This is a genomic window from Rummeliibacillus sp. JY-2-4R (genome assembly GCF_053847205.1).
The window spans coordinates 74,359-95,161 of the sequence record NZ_CM132623.1; the positions used below are offsets into that span (position 1 = coordinate 74,359).

Below are 20,803 nucleotides of genomic sequence, written 5' to 3' on the forward strand. Positions count from 1 at the left end.
CTAGCGACAAGAACCATCATGAAAATTTGTCGAAAGTGAGGCAACACGAATGAAAGCAACAGGCATCGTACGTCGGATCGATGATCTTGGACGTGTAGTAATCCCAAAAGAAATCCGAAGAACTTTACGCATTCGTGAAGGGGATCCGTTAGAAATTTTTACTGACCGTGAAGGCGAAATCATCTTAAAAAAGTATTCTCCAATCAATGAGTTAAGTGATTTTGCACTTTCATATGTCGATACATTATTTGATACATTGGGTACAAGTGCAATTGTAAGTGACCGGGACGAAATCATCGCAGTAGCAGGAGTCTCAAAAAAGGATTATATGCATCGTCAAATATCTTCTTTCGCAGAAGACTGCATTTTACAGCGAACAATTCTCGTTGAAAAGCATGAAAACACAATAGAAATAGTACCTGGCCAAATCGAACAAATAAAATCCTATTGTATTGCACCTATTGTCGTTTCAGGAGATGCAATAGGAGCTGTCTATATCTTATCGAAGATGCATTTTATCGGCGATACAGAGCAAAAAGTAGCAGAAACAGCGGCACATTTTTTAGCAAAACAAATGGAAGATTAATCGCAAAAAGACCATTCAACTGTTGATAATACAAAATCAATAGAGAATGGCCTTTTTTTTCGGAGTCGTTTAAAGGCATGGGAGTAGTATGCTATACTGTTGTAAAATATTAGTATTGCAATTGACGTAATAAATAGGAAAGAGGAAGATCATGTCCGGAAAATGGGGGATGAAGGTTTACTTAAAGGGCGTTGCGTTGCTTACTGTAGCTGCACTTTTTGTGAAGATATTAAGCGTGGTTTACCGTGTACCATTTCAGAACTTAGTAGGAGACCATGGTTTTTATATTTACCAGCAGGTATATCCCTTTATAGCTTTATTCGTTACTTGGACATCTAGCGGTCTTGCAGTAGCAATTTCTAAAATGCTCGCAGATATAGAAAAAAGTGATGGACAAAATCAAAGAAATATAGTGTTACGCACGATATTTTACTTTTTAACATTACTTTCAATTGTTTGTTTTATTATATTGTTTTTTGGAGCACCACTCTTTGCCTATTTAATGGGGGATAGGCAACTTGCTGGATTGTTACGGATAGGCGCATTTGTTGTATTTTGCATGCCGCTACTTGCTATTTACAAAGGTATTTTCCAGTCAACAGGTACGATGCAACCAGTTGCATATGCTCAAGTAGTAGAACAATCTATTCGGGTAGCTGTTATTTTAGGGGGAACATGGATCATCATGTCCATGACAAAGTCCCTTTATGATGTAGGCAAAGTAGCAGTTGGCGGAACAGTTATAGGCGAGCTGGCTGGAATTTTATTATTATCATGGTTTATGAAAAAGCACGTATTCGACAGAACAAGAGTAAACCTACAAGTAAATTCAGATTTGGCAAAATGGCCAATACTTAAAAAGTTATTAATCCTAAGTATTAGTGTTAGTATGAGCAGTTTAGTATCGCTTGTATATCAATTAGTGGATTCGTTTACTATATATAGTGCATTAAAAGAATTAGGGTTTTCCTCTATAAAAGCAATGGAGACAAAAGGAATATATGACCGGGGTCAACCTTTAGTGCAAGTAGGACTCGTCATTGCATCTTCTCTTTCGCTAGCTATAGTGCCACTTATTGCACATGCATCTAAAAAAAATGATGGTCATAATACTGATCGATTTATAAAGTTAACGTATCGTGCCTCTTTATTATTTGGTATAGCTGCAGCGGTGGGCTTAATACTTGTTATGCCAGATATGAATATCATGTTATTTGAAACTGCCGACTTATCAAACGTTCTATCAATATTTGTATTACAAATCGTCTGGCTCTCATTAATTATGATATTAACTGCAATGCTGCAAGGATTAGATCGATTGAAAATACCCGCATTGTTATTAATTTTAGGAATTATCGTAAAGATCATTTGTAATAAATTATTTATTATGACTTTAGGGATTAAAGGAGCAGCATGGGCAGGAAACTTGGGGCTTTTTGCAACGACAGTTGGGCTTATATGGTATTTCAAAAAGACAAAGAGTATTCGTTTTGCAACAAATCATTTTTATAGTGGTGTGGGGGTTGCAACGCTTTTAATGGGGCTTTTTGTGTTATTATTTGCAATTCTAGTTGAACCTATCATTGTACCTTCAATACCTGAGCGAATACGAGCGGTAATCCTTTGTCTATTTAAAGCAGGAATTGGTGCCTTTGTCTTTTTAACAACCATCGCTAAGCTAAACGTGCTATCTGTTAGGGACTGGTATCTATTGCCTTTAGGCCGACATATGGCCAATTATCAGCTTTTTTTACATCGAAAAAATAAATAAAATAGGTGATTAACATGAATCAACTTACAATCATTGGTTTAGGCGCAGGAGATTTTGAACAATTACCAATTGGCGTCTATAGGAAATTAAAACAAGCAAAAAAAATATGTGTACGAACAAAAGAGCACGCAGTATTAGACGAATTGGCAAACGAAGGCGTTGTGTTCGAAAGTTTTGATGCAATCTATGAAAAACATGATGACTTTCTTCCTGTTTACGAGGAAATTGTGGCAACATTACTTGAACTTTTAGAAACAGGAGATATCGTCTATGCGGTACCAGGTCATCCTCTAATGGCTGAAATGACAGTCCAATTGCTTATACAAGCTGAAAAGGAAGGAAAGGTACAATTAAAAATTGAAGGTGGCCAAAGTTTTTTAGATGCTGTATTTGGTGCACTTCGAATCGATCCAATTGAAGGTTTTGAATTAGTGAATGGGACTACATTCTCTATTCATCAAGTCAATATGTATAAGCATTTACTGATTGCACAAGTTTACGACCAAATTAGTGCTTCAGAAGTTAAACTTACATTATTAGAAAAGTATCAGCCAGACTATCCAGTTACTATTGTGACAGCTGCAGGATCAAAAGATGAAAAAATCCTCACTGTACCATTATATGAATTAGATCATGTAGCTGAAATAAATAATCTAACTACAGTTTACGTACCACCGATTGAGCAAAAAGAAGATGCATTACGTGAATGGTCTACATTCCGTGATATTATATCAACTCTGCGTAGTCCAGAAGGTTGTCCGTGGGATCGTGCGCAAACACATGAAAGTTTAAAACGCTATATGTTGGAAGAGGTTCATGAGTTTTTACAAGCGATTGATGAGCAAGATGATGTTCATATGATTGAAGAACTTGGCGATGTATTGTTGCAAGTATTCTTACAAGCTCAAATTGCAGAAGACTCAGGATTTTGGAATCTAGAAGATATCTTAGAAAGTATTGCAGGTAAAATGATTCGACGCCACCCTCATGTCTTTGGAAATGTAGAGGTAAATAGTGTAGAAGATGTCAATGCAAACTGGGAAAAGATTAAGAAAAAAGAACACCAAGATGACCAAGAAGAACCACTTTTAAAAGGTGAATATCGTGCAACTTCATCATTGCAAACTTCTTATAACTATCAACGTAGAGCAGCAAAAGTTGGGTTTGAATGGCCAACTATTGAAGGTGTTTGGAACAAGGTAGAAGAAGAGTGGAAAGAGTTCCGCCAAGAAGTAGAAAACGGAACACAGGAAACAAGACTTGATGAATTTGGTGATGTATTATTTACACTTGTAAATTTAGCGCGGGTATATAAAATTTCAGCTGAAGATGCAATGCTCCATGCAAATAAAAAGTTTGCTAAGAGATTTGGACACGTTGAACAAAAAGTCATGGCAGGAAAAAAAGATTTTAAAGAATATTCTTTGGAAGAGCTAGATCAATTTTGGCAAGAAGCAAAACAAGAAGAAAAGAGGATATAATTATGAGACTAGATAAATTCCTGAAAAATTCCCGATTAATTAAACGTCGTACACTTGCAAAAGAAGTAGCAGACCAAGGTCGTATTACTATTAATGGAAAAGTAGTGAAAGCAAGCAGTGCCGTAAAAGTGGGAGACGAATTAGCTATTCGCTTTGGACAAAAAATAGTAACAGTACGAGTAGAAGAGCTATTAGATATAGTGCGTAAAGAGGATGCAGCGAAAATGTACACAATCTTAAAAGAAGAAAAATTAGATAGAATTGAACCTGAATTCATTGATGATGAAGATTAAAGAGTAAGTATAATTTGAAAAAAAACGCAAGAATAGTTAACTACATATTCTTGCGTTTTTTAATTGTTTTTTAATGTGTTTAATAGGGTATAGTTGTATGAGATTTCTGCGTAAATTTCTAGTTAAGACGGATTCTTTTATTTTCCACTTCATCTTCATATTTTAGAATGTCCAAGCATATAGTTAATGGACAGGACAAGGAGGGGAATAGAAGATGACATTTCAACAGGATAACGCGACTTATACAATTCCAACAGGAGATCACTTATTAACCGTTCGAAATCGTAAAAGAATGGATGTAACATCTGTAAAATCTATTGAACGTTTTGATCAAGAGGAGTTTTTAGTACTCACCTCTCAAGGACATTTGCAAATTCGCGGAGAAGAATTAAGAATTGTACATTTAGATGTAGATAAGGGGTTACTTACACTAGAAGGTACTGTAAAAACCCTACAATATGATGAAGAGGACAGTGGACTATCCCGCGGAATTTTGCATAAATTATTTGGATGACAATTTCAGAACAATTCCTTAGCATAGCATCACTAATTATTAGTGGTGTTATAGGAGCAGCTTGTATTGATTTGGTAAGAAATCTTAGTTATTACGGGCCACCGAAATCATTACGGCGAAAAGGCTACATCATATTTGAAATATCTACATGGATTTTTCTTGGGATTGGCACATTCCTATTGTTAATGATTGTAAGAGATGGAGAATGGCATTTTGTGGATTTCCTCTCGCAATTATTGGGCTTTTGCATATATCAGTTATTTTTGCAAAGACTCTTCCGATTTGCTGGACGAGTCTTCAATCGATTAGTGATTCAACCCATTTGGTTTATCTTCCATTTACTCGTGACTACCATACGACAAATCATTCGACTAATTATAGCAATTTTCAAAATCCTTATGTTTCCAATACTATATATCGTCAAAAAGTTTAAAAAGAAACCTCTTAAAAAATAGGTAAAAGTTAGATATAATAGCATTGATATGTAAATAGTGAGGATTATATTCAAAGGGAGGGTACCCGCATGTCACAATCATCTAAACAACCAAATAAAAAAACTACCCAAATGCCAACAGACTACACTAAAATTGAAACTCAAAAAAATAAGGCAAACCGTAACCGCAAAATTGGCTTATATCGACGCTTAACAGTTATGGCAATCGTGTTTGCTCTTATTGCAGGTTCCCTCGTCTTCACTTTGATTAAACAAAAGCAAGTGTTAGCAGAGAAAGAACAGCAAAAAGTTGAGCTAAAACAGGATTTAGCAAAGCAAAAAGAAAAAAAAGAGGACTTGAAGATTCAAATTGCTAAATTAAAAGATGATGACTACATCGCTAAGCTCGCACGAAAGGATTTATTCTTATCTGAAGATGGAGAAATTATTTTCTCAATTCCAAAATCGCAAGAAAAAGATAAGAAAAAAACAGATTCAAAAGAGTAGTCTTATTGACACTCTTTTTTTGTTGGATATAATTAAAGATAAGATTCACTAAAAGAATTACAAATTGATCATGGGCTTTTAAGCCGCTTACACATTTTAAGGAGGAGCATTTTTTTTATGTCAATTGAAGTGGGCAGCAAGGTACAAGGTAAAGTAACAGGTATCACAAATTTTGGAGCATTCGTGGAGCTGCCAAATGGCTCAACAGGTCTTGTTCATATTAGCGAGGTTGCTGACAACTATGTAAAAGATATTAATGACCATTTGAAGGTTGGAGAAATGGTTGAAGTAAAAGTTATGAATATTGAAGCTGACGGTAAAATTGGTTTATCAATCCGTAAAGCAAAACCTCAAGCAGAACGACCAGAACGTCCTCAACGTTCACGCCACAATAACAATCGTTCAAATGATCGTGGCGAAAATCGTCAACCGAAAGAAAACTTTGAACAAAAGATGGCACGTTTCTTAAAAGATAGTGAAGATCGTCTTGCAACATTAAAACGTGCACAAGATTCTAAACGTGGTGGCCGTGGCGCAAGAAGAGGGTAACTTGCTGGCTATTTTAATCGTAGAAAAAGTGTTTTATTAATATTTATAGGCTATCATATAATCGTAAAAACGATTATATGATAGTTTTTTTTTACAATTTAATTATCGACAAATATAAAAGAAGCTTCCAAAGTGAATGGAAGCTTCTTTTTCTTATAAGTAATAGATCATATCTACATAAATTTATCTAAAATATGGCGGCAGAGGGGATCGAACCCCCGACCTCACGGGTATGAACCGTACGCTCTAGCCAGCTGAGCTACGCCGCCTTCGTGAACAACCTAATTCATATTACAAGAATTATAAAATGAGTGTCAAGCGATTTTTGTTAAAATACTTTAGACTATGCTATTTAACGTCGAACGATTTTTGGTCCGTACTTTCACAAACAGACAAACTTTACACAACCTTCCAGGTATACTAGCAGAAATGTATATTGGAGGTTATGTGACGATGAGAAAAGCATTCGTACAACCAAACAAACTATCGATCCCTAATGTAGCTGTAAGTTTCAAACAACAATACCCCTTGTTATTTGCTGTATCGTTATGTTTTGCTGCTTTTTTGTTATCAAAAGCTGTACTATTCGAAGCAATTGTGCCGTTCTTTTTGCCAATATTAGCGGTAGCCCTAAAAAATCACCGAGATTATTTTATTTGGGCACTCATTGGAGGAATAATTGGTAGTTTTACACTTGGAATTGGTGAACTATCCATTCATGTAATTGAATTGCTGCTCTTTTGTCTATTTATGAAAACCTTTATACGTAGATGGCCATTAGCAATTGTTGTTGGTATCACTATCTTCCTCACACAAATTGGGTGGCAGATGTTCTCGTACCATGGAAATCCACCGATGATGATACTATTATATGTTGGATACGAAAGTATATTATCAATTTTCATGACTTTATTTTTAACTCAAGTTTTATTGCCAATGCCTGCTCTATGGACAGCTACGTGGTCTTTGGAACGTATGGGAGCAGGATTAATTGTTTTATCTATCATCCTAACTGCAACAAATAATATTGTTTGGAATGTATTATCGCCTACTTATATAGCATTGCAGTTCATTATATTAGTTGCTGCATATGTAGGGGGTGTCACGTTATCAACAGCCATTGCTGTTTTGATGGGGACAATCATCAGTCTTTCTCATTTGTCTTTTAGTGGAATGATTGCTGTATATGCCTTAACAGGACTCTGTGCAGGAGTATGTAATAGATTAGGAAAGTTTGGCATCATTTTAGGAAGTGCTATTGCAACAGCATTTTTTGCTCTTTATGACGCTACACTTCCTATCGATAAAACATATTTCACAGCATTAGCAGTTGCTACTCTACTATTTCTTACGATGCCAAAAAGTTGGCTGCAATATTGGCAACGTCAATTATATCCAAATCATGAAGATGTATTGTTAGAAAGGCAGCGCTGGCTCACTGAAAAAGTAACAATGAAATTAACCAATTTTAATGACTTTGTTGTATTCATGAAGGAACTAGTGAATGATCGTTTTGGAGTAACTGAACAACATGAAGCTATGGAAATTGAAGCAAGGCCTTTATCACCTTGCGAAAGTTGTTATAAATACGAAAAGTGTTGGGGAGCCGGAAGAAATGAAATGGAACAACTTGTACAACAATGGCTAATGGCAGAAACAATTGGCCATAATGCATCTAGGATACAATATAGTGATAAAATTAAAAATAGATGTGTTCGATCGACCCTATTCCTAAGTGCATTAGCTGAATTTGTTTCTAAACAACAACTTAGTGGGCAATTTCAACATGGTAAAAAGATGATTGCTTTACAGTTAAGAGATATGTCTGCACATATTGATAGCGTAATGAAAGACATGACAAACGATACTGTATCATTTCAGCAACAAGAAGATATACTGGTAAATCGATTTAAAGAAATCGGCATTGATTTCTTCCAAGTTGATATATTAAAAAACGATCCAGGAAGTAGAAAGGTCGTATGTTGTATTCCGTATAAAAAAGCACAATGGGAAACAGATCAAATGGTTGCGGAAAGATTAATACTTCCTGTTTTACAGGAGGTATTTAAAGAGCCGTTTGAAATTCACCAAACAATAAAGAAAACCAAACCATATTCACATTTGCAAATTACTTTCCAATCCGCAATCCGCTTTTCGATGCAATATGATGTATTATCCATGTCAAAAAACAATACGATGTATTCAGGTGATTCACATGCAGTATTTTCTCTCAATCCGGGATTAACAGCTATTATGTTATCCGATGGCATGGGACACAATAAGCGTGCGCATAAAGAAAGTAGAAAATTGATACGTTTAATGCGAGAATGTTTAAATCACCAAATGTCTCCAGAAACAGCAATGCACACGTTACATTATGTTATGTCACTAAAACAAGAAGAGATGTATGCAACAATGGATTTTGCGTTAATCGATTTGCAAAACGGTAAGTTATGGTCATGGAAAGCCGGCAGTATGGCAACCTATTTAGTAAGAGGGAGAGAAGTAACTAGGGTTGAAGGTGCAAGTGAACCATTTGGGTTGTTTTCTTCATTTTCAGTAGAAGCAGAACAAAGAAATCTAAAAGCTGGAGATATCATATTTATGTGTACTGATGGACTATTCTTTGAGGATATGCCATGGGAACAACAAGAAAAACTACTTCGTTATAGCTTGCTTCAAAACAGAAGCCTTCCAATTCACGAGATTTGTCCAGAAATATTGAATACTTTTCGTAATAATGATCAGCCGATTGATGATTGTACAATCGTCTGTGTCGAAATTCAGCATAAAACCGTAGATTGGTCATTATTTAAGCCTACTTTCCAAGAAATTTCCCGGGAAAGAATGGTAAAATAGTGATGAGGTGAGAAGATGTCTAAACTCGAACAAAAGGTTTATGAATATATACGGCAATATAATTTGTGTAAAACGGGCGATCGTCTTCTTGTAGCTTGTTCTGCAGGGGCAGATTCAATGGCATTGCTCTATTATTTATATCGTGAACAAAATAACTTAGGTGTTTCTGTCGCAGCTGTGCATGTAAATCACATGCTTAGAGGTGAAGATGCAGAAGGCGATCGTCGATTTGTAGAATCATTCTGTAAGGAACGCGACATTCCTGTATATGCCACAAATATTCCAATACCTGCTATATTAGAATCAGAACGCGGTAATATGCAGGCAGTTTGTAGAAGAGAACGCTACGCTTATTTTGAACAAATAATGCTTACGACAAATAGTTCAAAATTGGTCGTTGCTCATCAAGCAGACGATCAAATTGAAAGTGTATTAATGGCATTGATTCGAGGATCCCATGATATTGGAATACAAGGTATTAAACGATGCCGTCCATTTGCAAATGGAGAATTGATCAGACCATTTCTTTCAATAACAAGAGAAGATATTTTAGAATATCTACAAAAATATAACCAAGGGTATAGAGAGGATTCCAGTAATAAAAAAGATTCTTACACGCGTAACCGTATGAGGCACCATGTTGTTCCTCTACTAAGAGATGAAAATCCAAAGGTTGCAGAAGCAGTTATGCATTATACAGAAAAGGTGCAAGCAGATGAAGAATTATTACAGTCACTTGCTGAGCAAGCTTTGGAAGATGTATTAGTTGAAAAGCAGCCTGATTTATGGAAAATAAATATTAATACATTCCAAGTTAAACCACTTGCTTTACAAAGGAGAATCATTCTACTACTATTAAAATATCTATATAAAGATACAATCATTGCACAAAGTTACACTCTTTGGAATTCCATTCTAAGACTGACACAAACAACAGCTGGAAATGCAACAATTAATTTACCCAAAGGAGCAAAGGCAATTCGTCAGTATGATGAATTAGTCCTTATAAAGGCGGAGGTAAATACATCAAGTCCAATGCCTGTAGCGTTACTTTCTGGACATTGGACTAATTTACCGAACAATTTACGTGTTTATATGGGGAAAGCAGATGAAGTCACACCTCAAGATGTAACCCCAGAAGCTAAAAGCTACTTTGTAAATGCAACAAGTTTTGCACAACCACTACATATTCGTGGCAGAAAGGATGGGGACCGTATACAGTTGCTTGGTGCAAATGTACAAAAGCGGATTTCTCGTCTATTTATTGACGAAAAGGTTCCAATGGCTCTTAGAAAAGATTGGCCTGTTATCGTGTCAAATGATAATGAGGTATTAGCCGTCCCAGGGCTCCGTGTAAGCAGCTATTTTTCTAATAGCAAAAGATCGAATGATGATACGATATTCATCTTCGATCAACAAACTTTGTAGTGTCTATATACAATCAAGGAGGAACAAAAGATGCTTCAGAATGACATCGAAAAAGTATTAATTTCAGAGGAAGATTTACAAAACAAGATTAAAGAACTTGGGGAATCTCTAACAGCGGAATACCAAGATAAATTTCCATTATTAATAGGTGTACTTAAAGGTGCAATGCCATTCATGGCTGATTTGATGAAACGCATAGACTCTTATGTTGAAATCGACTTTATGGATGTAACAAGTTATGGAAATGCAACTGTTTCTTCTGGAGAGGTGAAAATTGTTAAAGACTTAAACACAAGTGTTGAAGGCCGTGACATTATTATTATCGAAGATATTATTGATAGCGGTTTAACTTTAAGTTATCTTGTGGACTTATTTAAATACCGTAAGGCAAAATCTATTAAAATTGTTACTTTATTAGACAAACCATCTGGCCGCAAAGTAGATTTACAAGCGGATTATGTTGGTTTTGAAGTTCCAGATGCATTTGTAGTAGGTTATGGATTAGACTACGCAGAAAAATATAGAAACTTACCATATATCGGAGTCTTAAAGCCAGCGGTTTACTCATTCTAATGTTGATTTTAGAATTTTGACAATTTTAATAAGAAACATCTAAAATGAGAGGCTTTTCATTTGTACGACAAAAAATTCATATGTTAAGATTTACTATAGTTTTTCTGTTTATCTTGTGAGGAGGCTGGGGATGAATCGAATATTTCGATACACCATATTTTATTTGTTAATTTTCCTCGTGATTATCGGGATTTTTGGTACGTTTAATAATGCGAACCAACCTACAAAAGAAATACAATATCACGAGTTCGTTACAGCATTAGAGAACGGCAAGATAACTGAAGCTGACATTCAACCAGATCAGTTAGTCTATGTCGTTAAAGGTAAGATGGAGGGATATAAACAAGGCGAATCATTCGTTACAAATATCCCTGTTGATGATCAAGAGTTGATGAATGAGATTCGTAAAGAAGCGAAAGCTAATACGAAAATCAACTTCTTAAAAGCTCCAGAAACTAGTGGATGGGTTCAGTTCTTTACTGGTATTATTCCATTCATCGTTATCTTTATCCTGTTCTTCTTTTTATTGAATCAGGCTCAAGGTGGCGGCAATCGTATGATGAGCTTTGGTAAAAGTAAAGCAAAACTGTATGACGATCAAAAGAAAAAAATTCGTTTTACAGATGTAGCTGGTGCCGATGAAGAGAAACAAGAACTTGTAGAGGTTGTAGATTTCCTAAAAGACCATACAAAGTTTGACCAAATTGGCGCACGTATTCCAAAAGGGATCCTATTAGTAGGACCTCCAGGTACAGGTAAAACTTTATTAGCCCGAGCTGTAGCTGGTGAAGCTGGCGTTCCATTCTTCTCAATTAGTGGTTCAGATTTCGTAGAAATGTTCGTCGGTGTGGGTGCTTCTCGTGTACGTGACTTATTTGAAAATGCTAAGAAAAATGCTCCTTGTATTATATTCATCGATGAAATCGATGCAGTTGGTCGTCAACGTGGTGCAGGCTTAGGTGGCGGTCATGACGAACGTGAACAAACATTAAACCAATTACTTGTTGAAATGGATGGTTTCAGTGGAAATGAAGGTATTATTATTATCGCTGCAACCAACCGCCCAGATATTCTAGACCCTGCATTATTACGTCCTGGTCGTTTTGACCGACAAATTACTGTAGGCCGTCCAGATGTAAAAGGCCGTGAAGCCGTACTTAAAGTACATGCTCGTAAAAAACCATTAGATGAAACAGTAGACTTAAAAGCAATCGCACAACGTACACCAGGGTTTTCTGGTGCAGATTTAGAAAACTTATTAAACGAAGCAGCGTTAGTCGCAGCTCGTCGAAATAAGAAGAAAATCGATATGGGCGATATTGATGAGGCAACAGACCGTGTTATTGCAGGGGTTGCTAAAACAAGTCGTGTCATTTCTGAAAAAGAACGTAACATTGTTGCATTCCATGAAGCTGGTCACGTTGTAATCGGCCTGACATTGGATGAAGCAGAAAAAGTGCATAAAGTAACAATTGTTCCTCGCGGTCAAGCAGGTGGTTATGCTGTAATGCTTCCAAAAGAAGACCGTTACTTCATGACTAAACCAGAACTTCTAGATAAAGTAGCTGGTTTACTTGGGGGACGTGTAGCTGAAGATATTGTCTTTGGTGAAGTTTCAACAGGTGCGCATAATGACTTCCAACGTGTTACAAGTATTGTTCGTTCTATGGTTACTGAATATGGTATGAGTGATAAATTAGGACAATTGCAATTTGGCTCTAGCCAAGGTGGCAACGTATTCTTAGGTCGCGATTTAAACTCTGAACAAAATTATTCAGATCGAATTGCATATGAAATTGACCAAGAAATGCAACTAATGGTTAAAGAGCAATATGAACGTACGAAAAGGATTTTGACCGAACGTCGCGATCTTCTAAATCTAATCGCTACAACTTTACTAGAAGTTGAAACGTTAGATGCTGAACAAATTGAGCACTTAGAGAAATACGGTAAACTTCCAGAACGCTCATATGACAATAAGAATAATAGAGCTGAAAAAGGAACAGATACTGGAATGAAAGAATCTACAGATGCAACTATTGTTCAAGAAACCAAAGTTGATGCCAGCCGCAACACTGACCCTACGACTAATGATTTACCTAAAGATTCAAATGGTGAACAATCAAATGGCGGTATTCAAGAAGATCGTAATTAAATGCATCCAAGAGCTGACCCCTCATAACTTTAAGGCGGTCAGCTTTTTTTAATCCAAAGATATGTGATATGATTCTTTGGAGAAATTGCGATAAGTGAGGAAAATTTTCATGATTTTAGTGATGGATGTAGAAAATATGAATATTTCAATAGGGATGTTTGATAATAATCATCTCAAGCATCATTGGCGATTGAAAACAGATTTATTAAAAACAGAAGATGAATATGCTATGCAAATTAAATCGTTGTTTACGCATGTTGCTTTATCTTTCGAGGATGTACATGGTATTATAATTTCTTCAGTAGTACCGCCAATTATGTTTACATTTGAAACAATGTTTCGTAAGTATTTTTCAATCGCACCAATCATAGTTGGACCAGGGGTGAAAACAGGGCTAAACATTAAATGCGAAAATCCAAGGGAAGTTGGATCTGACCGAATTGTGAATGCAGTAGCTGCTATTCACGAATATGGATCACCTCTCATAGTTGTTGATTTTGCAACTGTCACAACGTATTGCTATATATCTGCGAATGAAGAATTTATGGGTGGTGCAATTGCTCCAGGGATTTCTGTTTCTGCAGAAGCATTATTTATGAAGGCCTCTAAGCTTCCTAGAGTTGAAATAGTAAGACCACATCAAGTCATCGGAAAGAATACGATAACTTCTATACAGGCTGGTATTGTCTATGGTTATTTAGGTCAAGTTGAGGGAATTGTTAATCGTATGCGTGATGAAAGTAAAGAAGATGCACTAGTTGTTGCAACAGGTAGTTTTGCGAATATGTTATCTAAAGAGACGAAAGCTATAGATATTGTTGATCCGTTTTTAACGTTAAAAGGATTATATTTGATTTATAAAAGGAATCATTAGGAAAAGAGGAAAAAGAATGGCTGATTATTTAGTTAGAGGATTAGGATTTAATGGGAATGTTCGAGCGTTCGCAGTGCGTACGACAGAAACTGTAGGTGAAGCTCAACGTCGTCATAATACATGGCCAACTGCTTCAGCTGCACTTGGTCGGACAATGACTGCATCTGTCATGATGGGCGCTATGCTAAAAGGTGACGATGCTATTACAGTGAAAGTAATTGGTAATGGTCCAATTGGTCCTATGATTGTTGGCGCTAATGCCAAAGGTGAGGTACGTGGTTATGCTACTCACCCGCAAGTTCATTTTGATTTAAATCCACAAGGGAAATTAGATGTGCGTCGTGCCGTTGGTACTGAAGGTACTTTATCAGTTATCAAAGATTTAGGCATGCGTGAACATTTTACAGGACAAGTCCCAATTGTATCTGGTGAAATTGGTGAAGACTTTACTTACTATTTCGCGAAATCTGAACAAGTACCATCTTCGGTAGGACTTGGAGTTTTAGTTGACACGGATAACACAATTCTTGCAGCTGGCGGGTTTATTATTCAAGTATTACCAGGCGTGGATGATGAAACAATCACAGAAATTGAAAATCATCTTGCAAAAATTGAACCTGTTTCTAAAATGATTCAAAAAGGATATACACCAGAGCAAATTTTAGAGGCAGTGCTTGGAGAAGGAAATGTACAAGTGTTAGATACAATGCCTGTTAAGTTCCAATGTACATGTTCTAAAGAACGCTTCGGTGCAGCAATTCTTAGCCTTGGCGAAAAAGAAATTCAAGATATGATTGATGAGGATGGAATGGCAGAAGCGCATTGTCACTTTTGTGAAGAAAAATACCACTATTCAAAAGAAGAGTTGGAAGGATTTATTCAAGAAATTCAAGCACAAAAAGACTAACATAAGTAAAAATATGGTATATAGTCCGTTAATTATTCAATTGTTTTGAAAATAAGCAGCTTACATAAAAAATGTAGGCTGTTTTTTATTGACAAACTCTTCCTGAAAGATGTAAAATCAAATCAATAAAACCTATTCAAATACTAGGGATTGGGAGTGGAGAGATATGAGTAAATTAGTTAGTTCAGTAACAGAATTAATCGGTAATACACCGATCGTAAAATTAAACAATGTGACTGGTCCAAATGATGCAAATATGTATGTAAAACTAGAATACTTTAATCCTGGTAGTAGTGTGAAAGACCGTATTGCAGCTGCAATGATTGAAGCTGCAGAAAAAGAAGGTAAATTAAAACCAGGTAGCACAATTGTTGAACCTACTAGTGGTAATACAGGTATTGGTTTAGCAATGGTAGCAGCTGCTAAAGGTTATAAAGCAGTTTTAGTAATGCCTGACACAATGAGTTTAGAACGTCGTAATTTACTACGTGCATATGGCGCAGATTTAGTATTGACACCAGGTGCAGAAGGTATGAAAGGCGCTATTGCAAAAGTTGAAGAATTAGCAAAAGAAAATGGTTGGTTTATTCCACAACAATTTGAAAACCCAGCAAACGCTGAAGTTCACCGTAAAACAACTGGTCCAGAAATTATTGAAGCATTTGAAGGATTAACTCTAGATGCCTTTATCTCTGGCGTAGGTACTGGTGGTACAATTACTGGTACTGGTGAAGTATTAAAAGAAAAATATCCAGAAATCGAAATTATCGCAGTTGAACCAAAAGACTCTGCAGTTCTATCTGGAAACAAACCAGGTCCACATAAAATCCAAGGTATTGGTGCAGGTTTCGTTCCTGAAGTTTTAAATACTGAAGTATACACTTCTATTTTCCCAGTTGATAATGACGATGCATTTGAAGCTGCTCGTAAAGTGGCAAAAGAAGAAGGTGTACTTGGTGGTATTTCTGCAGGTGCTGCTATATTTGCAGCAATTGAAACTGCAAAACGCCTTGGCAAAGGTAAAAACGTATTAGCGCTTCTTCCAGACAATGGCGAACGTTACTTAAGTACATCTCTATACCACTACGACGACTAAGAAAAATACTTATTTATTCAAAAGGACACCCGTTTGTAATGAACGGAGTGTTCTTTTTTATTGACTTTCAAAGTTAACCAAGCATGTATTAAATTAGATTATACTTTTGCTTAATATAAGGTGTTGTTATACTGAAAACAGATATATAGATTTAGAAAAACTTAAATTTGCGGAGGTTTTCTATTGGGAATTCAACTGGTAAGGTCCAATTCTTTTTCGATAAACAAGGATGATTTTTTTAATAGTTATAAAAAGCAGACAGAAAATGAAATTCACCATATCTTTTTAGAAAGTGGAAGGGGTGGAGAAAAAACAATTGCTGCATGGAATCCACTTGCAGTTGTTCAATCCACAGAAAACGGGCTTCAAATTAATTGGCGTGACGGTAAAAGTGAGCATCGAATAGGCGAACCACTCCTATTAGTTGAAGAGATACTTTCTCAATACAAATTTGAAGCGCCAAGTGATTCCTTTTATGGAGGAGCTATTGGATTTATCACATACGATTATGTGCGGAGAATTGAAGTGCTTCAAAATATTGCAATGGATGATCTGTGTATTCCTGATATCTATTTTTATATTGTGGATTGCTGGACTGTACTTGACGTTAAAAATGAAATAGCAACAGTTATGAAATTATCTACTAGCGAGGTAAATGTAGAGGAGCTTGTGGAAAAATGGAAAACAGAATATTCTACATCTGTTTTCATGAATCGTACTGCCCAAGTAGTAGAAAGTGATGAGTCAAGGATAGTGGATATGACACGTGAACAGTTTAAGGCTGCTGTTGAACAAATACAGGACTACATTTCCCAAGGTGATGTATTTCAAGTGAATTTATCTGTGCGACAAGCAAAAGAACTTGAAGCAGAACCGCTATTAATGTATGAAGCGTTACGTGCTTTTAACCCTTCTCCTTATATGGCGTATATCCAATCACCTAACTTTGCGGTTGTTTCGGGATCACCTGAATTATTGATTCAAAAGCATAGTTCCTCTGTATCAACTCGCCCGATTGCAGGGACCCGCCCGCGCGGTAGAAATGATGCTGAAGATTTAGTTCTTGCAAATGAGCTAATTCAAAGTGAAAAGGAACGTGCAGAGCATGTGATGTTAGTCGACCTTGAACGCAATGATTTAGGACACATTGCAGAATACGGTACAGTCCATGTAGATGAGTTTATGGTTATCGAAAAATACTCGCATGTTATGCACATAGTATCCAATGTACGTGGCCGAGTGTCAAAAGGGCGTAGTAACGCAGAAATTATTCGTGCAGTATTTCCAGGAGGTACAATTACAGGTGCTCCGAAAATCAGAACAATGGAAATAATTGAAGAGTTAGAACCAATACGTAGGGGGCTATATACAGGTTCTATTGGATGGTTAGGATTTAATGGGGATTTGGAGCTTAATATTGTGATTCGGACTGCATTTATAAAAGATAAAATAGCTTATATTCAGGCAGGGGCGGGTGTTGTGATTGATTCAGATCCTGAGCGAGAATATGTTGAGTCACTTAACAAGGCAAAAGCACTCTGGCAGGCAAAGAAAATGGCGGAAGGGATGTGTGTACAATGATTCTAATGATTGATAATTATGATTCTTTCACATATAACTTGGTGCAATATTTAGGTGAGTTGGGAGAACAATTGCTAGTTAAGCGTAATGATGCAATAACTGTTCAAGAAATTGAAATTCTTCAACCAGAGATTATTGTCGTGTCACCTGGACCTTGCACGCCAAATGAGGCTGGGATAAGTCTAGATATTATTAGACACTTTGCAGGTATGATACCTATTTTTGGGGTATGTTTGGGACATCAATCAATTGCCCAAGTATTTGGAGGTAAGGTTATTCGCGCAAAAAGGCTAATGCATGGAAAGACTTCACAAATATATCATGACAATAGAGGGGTAAATAAAGGCTTACCTAATCCTTATGTTGCAACCAGATACCATTCATTAATTGTTGAGGAAGAAACATTACCTGATTGCTTAGAAATTACCTCTTGGACAGAGGAAAAAGAGATTATGGGAATTCGCCATAAAGAGTTTGCTATTGAAGGCGTACAATTTCATCCAGAGTCAATAATGACTGAAGGTGGAAAAAAGCTCTTAAAAAATTTTATCGATACGTATTGTAAGGAGCGGATATCATGATTTGCTGGATGAATGGTGAGTATATGGAGATTTCGAAGCTTTCTGTATCACCCCTAGATCATGGTTTCTTATATGGATTAGGATTTTTTGAAACTTTGAGAACATATAATCATGAACCCTTCTTGTGGGAGCAGCATTGCACACGTATAACTCAAGCTCTAGAAGAGTATCGAATTAGCATACCTTATACTTTTGGAGAATTACGAAGTGTTATAATAGAATTGAATAAACGGAATGGACAAACAGATGGCTATTATCGCTTAAATATTTCCGCTGGTGAAGGCGGAATTGGATTGGCACAAACAAATTATCCTAACCCAAACGTTATTATTTTCCGTAAAGACCTTCAGGTTGATCCGAGAGGACAAGAGAAGGATGCTGTATGGTTACAAACCATCCGTAATTCACCTGAACAAAAAATTCGTTTTAAATCTCACCATTATGCAAATAATGTCCTAGGTCGATTGGAGTTACCTTCTTTAAAGAATCTAGAAGGTTTTTTTGTGAATATGGATGGATTTGTCGCTGAAGGTATAACTTCGAATATTTTTTGGGTAATAAATAACGAATTGTATACTCCTTCAATATCTACAGGAATCTTGCCAGGTATTACTCGCCAACATGTATTAAATTTGGCTAATAAAGAAAATATTAACATCTACGAAGGCGAGTATACGCCAAAAGATTTAGAAAGTGCAGATGAATGCTTTGTTACGACATCCATTCAAGAATTGATTCCAATTCGATCTTTAAATGATAAAAGGTTCTCAGGCAATGAAGGGACAATCTATCGGAGATTACATAATTTGTACATTGAATCAATTGAAAAGAGGTAGCAAGATGAATTTAGATAAATATAAAATATTAACAATCGATGGTCATAAATTAGATTTCGCAAAAGAAACATTTGTTATGGGAATTTTAAATGTAACGCCTGACTCATTTTCAGATGGAGGAAAATTTAATTCCGTTGAAAATGCAGTAATGCATGCTAAGGAAATGGTTGCAGATGGTGCCAAGATTATTGATATTGGTGGTGAATCTACTAGACCAGGTCATACACCAGTTACCGCAGAGGAAGAGTTGTCACGAATCATCCCTGCAATTAAGGCTATTCGTGCAGAAGTGGATGTATTAATCTCAGTAGATACATTTAAATCAGAAGTGGCACGCGCTGCTATTGAAGCAGGTGCGCATATCATTAATGATATCTGGGGAGCACAATATGATTCTGAAATTGCAAGGGTAGCGGCAGAACTCGAAGTACCTATTATTTTAATGCATAATCGTACAAATGAAGAATATGGTGAAGATTTCTGGAAAGATGCTAAATCAGATTTAGATAAAAGCATAAAAATTGCGCATAATGCCGGTGTAAAAGATGAGTATATTTGGTTAGACCCTGGTATTGGTTTTGTTAAATCTCATGAGCAAAACATCGAAATGATGAAAGCATTGCCTGAACTAGTAGACATGGGCTATCCAGTATTACTAGCAACATCACGCAAACGTATGATTGGAACAGTACTTGACCTTCCTGTGGATGAACGAATGGAAGGCACAGGAGCAACCTGTTGTTACGGTGCAGATAAAGGTTGCCATATGGTTCGTGTACATGATGTGAAACCAATTGCACGAATGATGAAAATGATGGATGCATTGAAGTAAGAGCCTATAGGAGGAACAAATGGATTATATTCATGTTAAGGATATGGAGTTTTACGGATATCACGGCGTCTTACCTGAAGAAACAAAATTGGGCCAACGTTTTCGGGTAACGCTATCTATAGCTTGTGATTTGAAGCATGCTGGCGAAACGGATAATCTTGGTAACACAGTGAGCTATGCAGAAGTCTATGAAATTTGCAAAGAGATTGTTGAAGGAAAACCTTTTAAACTAATTGAGACAGTCGCGGAGAAAATTGCTCAGGAAATACTCAAAACATATCAAGCTTACGTAAGTGGAATTCGTGTGGAAGTTATAAAGCCTGATCCACCCATTCCAGGTAACTATAAAGAAGTATCTGTAGAAATTACTAGAGGGGTGTTTGCATGAACAAAGCTTATATCTCACTAGGATCTAATATGGGTGATAGAGAAGTGAGTTTGTGTCATGCAGTGCAACTATTACAAAAATATGATGCTATTGATGTTATTAAAGTATCTTCTATCTATGAAACAGATCCAGTTGGCTATGTAGATCAAGATTTATTCTTGAATATGGTAATTCTTGTGCATACTACATTAACAGCAGAGGAATTACTTGAAGTATGTCAAGAAGTAGAACAGGAGTTAAAAAGAGTACGAATTATTCGCTGGGGTCCAAGAACGATAGACCTTGACATTTTACTTTATAATCACGACAATATTGAAACAGAGACATTAATCGTACCTCATGCTCGTATGCACGAGCGTGCATTTGTTCTCGTACCGCTAGTTGAAATTGAACCAGAGTTGAAATACCCTAAAACAAATGAACCATTTAAAAGCCTTCTCTCTCATGTTGGGACAGAAGGTATTAGACGATGGAAGTCAATTTCTAATACTCAAGAATTCATCAATTCAGAAAGTGAAAATGTATAAGTAGATGAATTCAAATATTGCCAGATTTTTGG

At 36.3% G+C, this 20,803-nt stretch carries 21 protein-coding genes and 1 tRNA gene; 21 read left to right on the plus strand and 1 reads right to left on the minus strand.

What is annotated here, in order from left to right; translation table 11 throughout:
- Positions 1-49: 49 nt before the first annotated feature.
- The 8 genes from spoVT to ACWV26_RS00370 all read left to right on the plus strand — a co-directional run bounded on the left by spoVT (position 50) and on the right by ACWV26_RS00370 (position 6,134).
- Positions 50-586: a stage V sporulation protein T gene (spoVT, locus tag ACWV26_RS00335; protein WP_455896444.1), complete on the plus strand. Its 537-nt coding sequence runs from the start codon at positions 50-52 to the stop codon at positions 584-586.
- Between the two features lie 151 nt (positions 587-737).
- The gene (locus ACWV26_RS00340; RefSeq protein WP_455896445.1) at positions 738-2,357 is read left to right on the plus strand and encodes a putative polysaccharide biosynthesis protein; all 1,620 of its coding nucleotides are present in this window, start codon (positions 738-740) and stop codon (positions 2,355-2,357) included.
- A 14-nt stretch (positions 2,358-2,371) separates the two neighbouring features.
- A complete protein-coding gene (gene yabN / locus ACWV26_RS00345; RefSeq protein WP_455896446.1) occupies positions 2,372-3,838 on the plus strand; it encodes a bifunctional methyltransferase/pyrophosphohydrolase YabN in 1,467 nt (488 codons plus the stop codon).
- 2 nt (positions 3,839-3,840) lie between these two features.
- Positions 3,841-4,131, plus strand: a complete 291-nt coding sequence (locus tag ACWV26_RS00350; protein ID WP_455896447.1) for an RNA-binding S4 domain-containing protein — start codon at positions 3,841-3,843, stop codon at positions 4,129-4,131.
- Positions 4,132-4,345: 214 nt separating this feature from the next.
- Entirely contained in the window at positions 4,346-4,645 is a 300-nt protein-coding gene (gene yabP, locus ACWV26_RS00355; RefSeq protein ID WP_455896448.1) for a sporulation protein YabP, read from the plus strand.
- The gene (gene yabQ, locus ACWV26_RS00360; RefSeq protein ID WP_455896449.1) at positions 4,642-5,100 is read left to right on the plus strand and encodes a spore cortex biosynthesis protein YabQ; all 459 of its coding nucleotides are present in this window, start codon (positions 4,642-4,644) and stop codon (positions 5,098-5,100) included. Before yabP ends, yabQ begins: the two co-directional genes overlap by 4 nt.
- Positions 5,101-5,168: 68 nt before the next feature.
- Positions 5,169-5,585: an FtsB family cell division protein gene (locus ACWV26_RS00365; RefSeq protein ID WP_455896450.1), complete on the plus strand. Its 417-nt coding sequence runs from the start codon at positions 5,169-5,171 to the stop codon at positions 5,583-5,585.
- A gap of 117 nt (positions 5,586-5,702) precedes the next feature.
- Positions 5,703-6,134 (plus strand): S1 domain-containing RNA-binding protein, encoded by a 432-nt coding sequence (locus ACWV26_RS00370; RefSeq protein WP_455896451.1) that lies wholly within the window; start codon positions 5,703-5,705, stop codon positions 6,132-6,134.
- 195 nt (positions 6,135-6,329) lie between these two features.
- On the opposite strand, the gene ACWV26_RS00375 is transcribed toward ACWV26_RS00370, so the two are convergent.
- A tRNA-Met gene (locus tag ACWV26_RS00375) sits at positions 6,330-6,403 on the minus strand.
- Positions 6,404-6,587: 184 nt separating this feature from the next.
- On the opposite strand from ACWV26_RS00375, the gene ACWV26_RS00380 reads away from it, so the two are divergent.
- From ACWV26_RS00380 to folK, 13 genes are all read left to right on the plus strand, one after another.
- On the plus strand, positions 6,588-8,993 hold the full coding sequence (locus tag ACWV26_RS00380; protein ID WP_455896452.1) for a SpoIIE family protein phosphatase: 2,406 nt from the start codon (positions 6,588-6,590) through the stop codon (positions 8,991-8,993).
- Between the two features lie 15 nt (positions 8,994-9,008).
- Positions 9,009-10,421, plus strand: a complete 1,413-nt coding sequence (tilS, locus tag ACWV26_RS00385) for a tRNA lysidine(34) synthetase TilS (protein ID WP_455896453.1) — start codon at positions 9,009-9,011, stop codon at positions 10,419-10,421.
- A 30-nt stretch (positions 10,422-10,451) separates the two neighbouring features.
- Positions 10,452-10,994: a hypoxanthine phosphoribosyltransferase gene (hpt, locus tag ACWV26_RS00390; RefSeq protein WP_455896454.1), complete on the plus strand. Its 543-nt coding sequence runs from the start codon at positions 10,452-10,454 to the stop codon at positions 10,992-10,994.
- Positions 10,995-11,124: 130 nt separating this feature from the next.
- Positions 11,125-13,149 (plus strand): ATP-dependent zinc metalloprotease FtsH, encoded by a 2,025-nt coding sequence (gene ftsH, locus ACWV26_RS00395; RefSeq protein WP_455896455.1) that lies wholly within the window; start codon positions 11,125-11,127, stop codon positions 13,147-13,149.
- Positions 13,150-13,258: 109 nt separating this feature from the next.
- Complete coding sequence (locus tag ACWV26_RS00400) at positions 13,259-14,023, plus strand: type III pantothenate kinase (RefSeq protein ID WP_455896456.1); 765 nt, start codon at positions 13,259-13,261, stop codon at positions 14,021-14,023.
- A gap of 16 nt (positions 14,024-14,039) precedes the next feature.
- The gene (gene hslO / locus ACWV26_RS00405; protein WP_455896457.1) at positions 14,040-14,930 is read left to right on the plus strand and encodes an Hsp33 family molecular chaperone HslO; all 891 of its coding nucleotides are present in this window, start codon (positions 14,040-14,042) and stop codon (positions 14,928-14,930) included.
- A gap of 166 nt (positions 14,931-15,096) precedes the next feature.
- The gene (gene cysK / locus ACWV26_RS00410) at positions 15,097-16,026 is read left to right on the plus strand and encodes a cysteine synthase A (protein WP_455896458.1); all 930 of its coding nucleotides are present in this window, start codon (positions 15,097-15,099) and stop codon (positions 16,024-16,026) included.
- Positions 16,027-16,215: 189 nt separating this feature from the next.
- Positions 16,216-17,607, plus strand: coding sequence for an anthranilate synthase component I family protein (locus ACWV26_RS00415; protein WP_455898147.1), 1,392 nt, complete (start codon positions 16,216-16,218; stop codon positions 17,605-17,607).
- Entirely contained in the window at positions 17,604-18,188 is a 585-nt protein-coding gene (gene pabA, locus ACWV26_RS00420) for an aminodeoxychorismate/anthranilate synthase component II (protein WP_455896459.1), read from the plus strand. Before ACWV26_RS00415 ends, pabA begins: the two co-directional genes overlap by 4 nt.
- A complete protein-coding gene (pabC, locus tag ACWV26_RS00425) occupies positions 18,185-19,024 on the plus strand; it encodes an aminodeoxychorismate lyase (RefSeq protein WP_455896460.1) in 840 nt (279 codons plus the stop codon). Before pabA ends, pabC begins: the two co-directional genes overlap by 4 nt.
- 4 nt (positions 19,025-19,028) lie before the next feature.
- The gene (gene folP, locus ACWV26_RS00430; protein ID WP_455896461.1) at positions 19,029-19,856 is read left to right on the plus strand and encodes a dihydropteroate synthase; all 828 of its coding nucleotides are present in this window, start codon (positions 19,029-19,031) and stop codon (positions 19,854-19,856) included.
- A gap of 19 nt (positions 19,857-19,875) precedes the next feature.
- Positions 19,876-20,244, plus strand: a complete 369-nt coding sequence (gene folB / locus ACWV26_RS00435) for a dihydroneopterin aldolase (RefSeq protein WP_455896462.1) — start codon at positions 19,876-19,878, stop codon at positions 20,242-20,244.
- Positions 20,241-20,771: a 2-amino-4-hydroxy-6-hydroxymethyldihydropteridine diphosphokinase gene (gene folK, locus ACWV26_RS00440; RefSeq protein ID WP_455896463.1), complete on the plus strand. Its 531-nt coding sequence runs from the start codon at positions 20,241-20,243 to the stop codon at positions 20,769-20,771. Before folB ends, folK begins: the two co-directional genes overlap by 4 nt.
- Positions 20,772-20,803 lie beyond the last annotated feature (32 nt).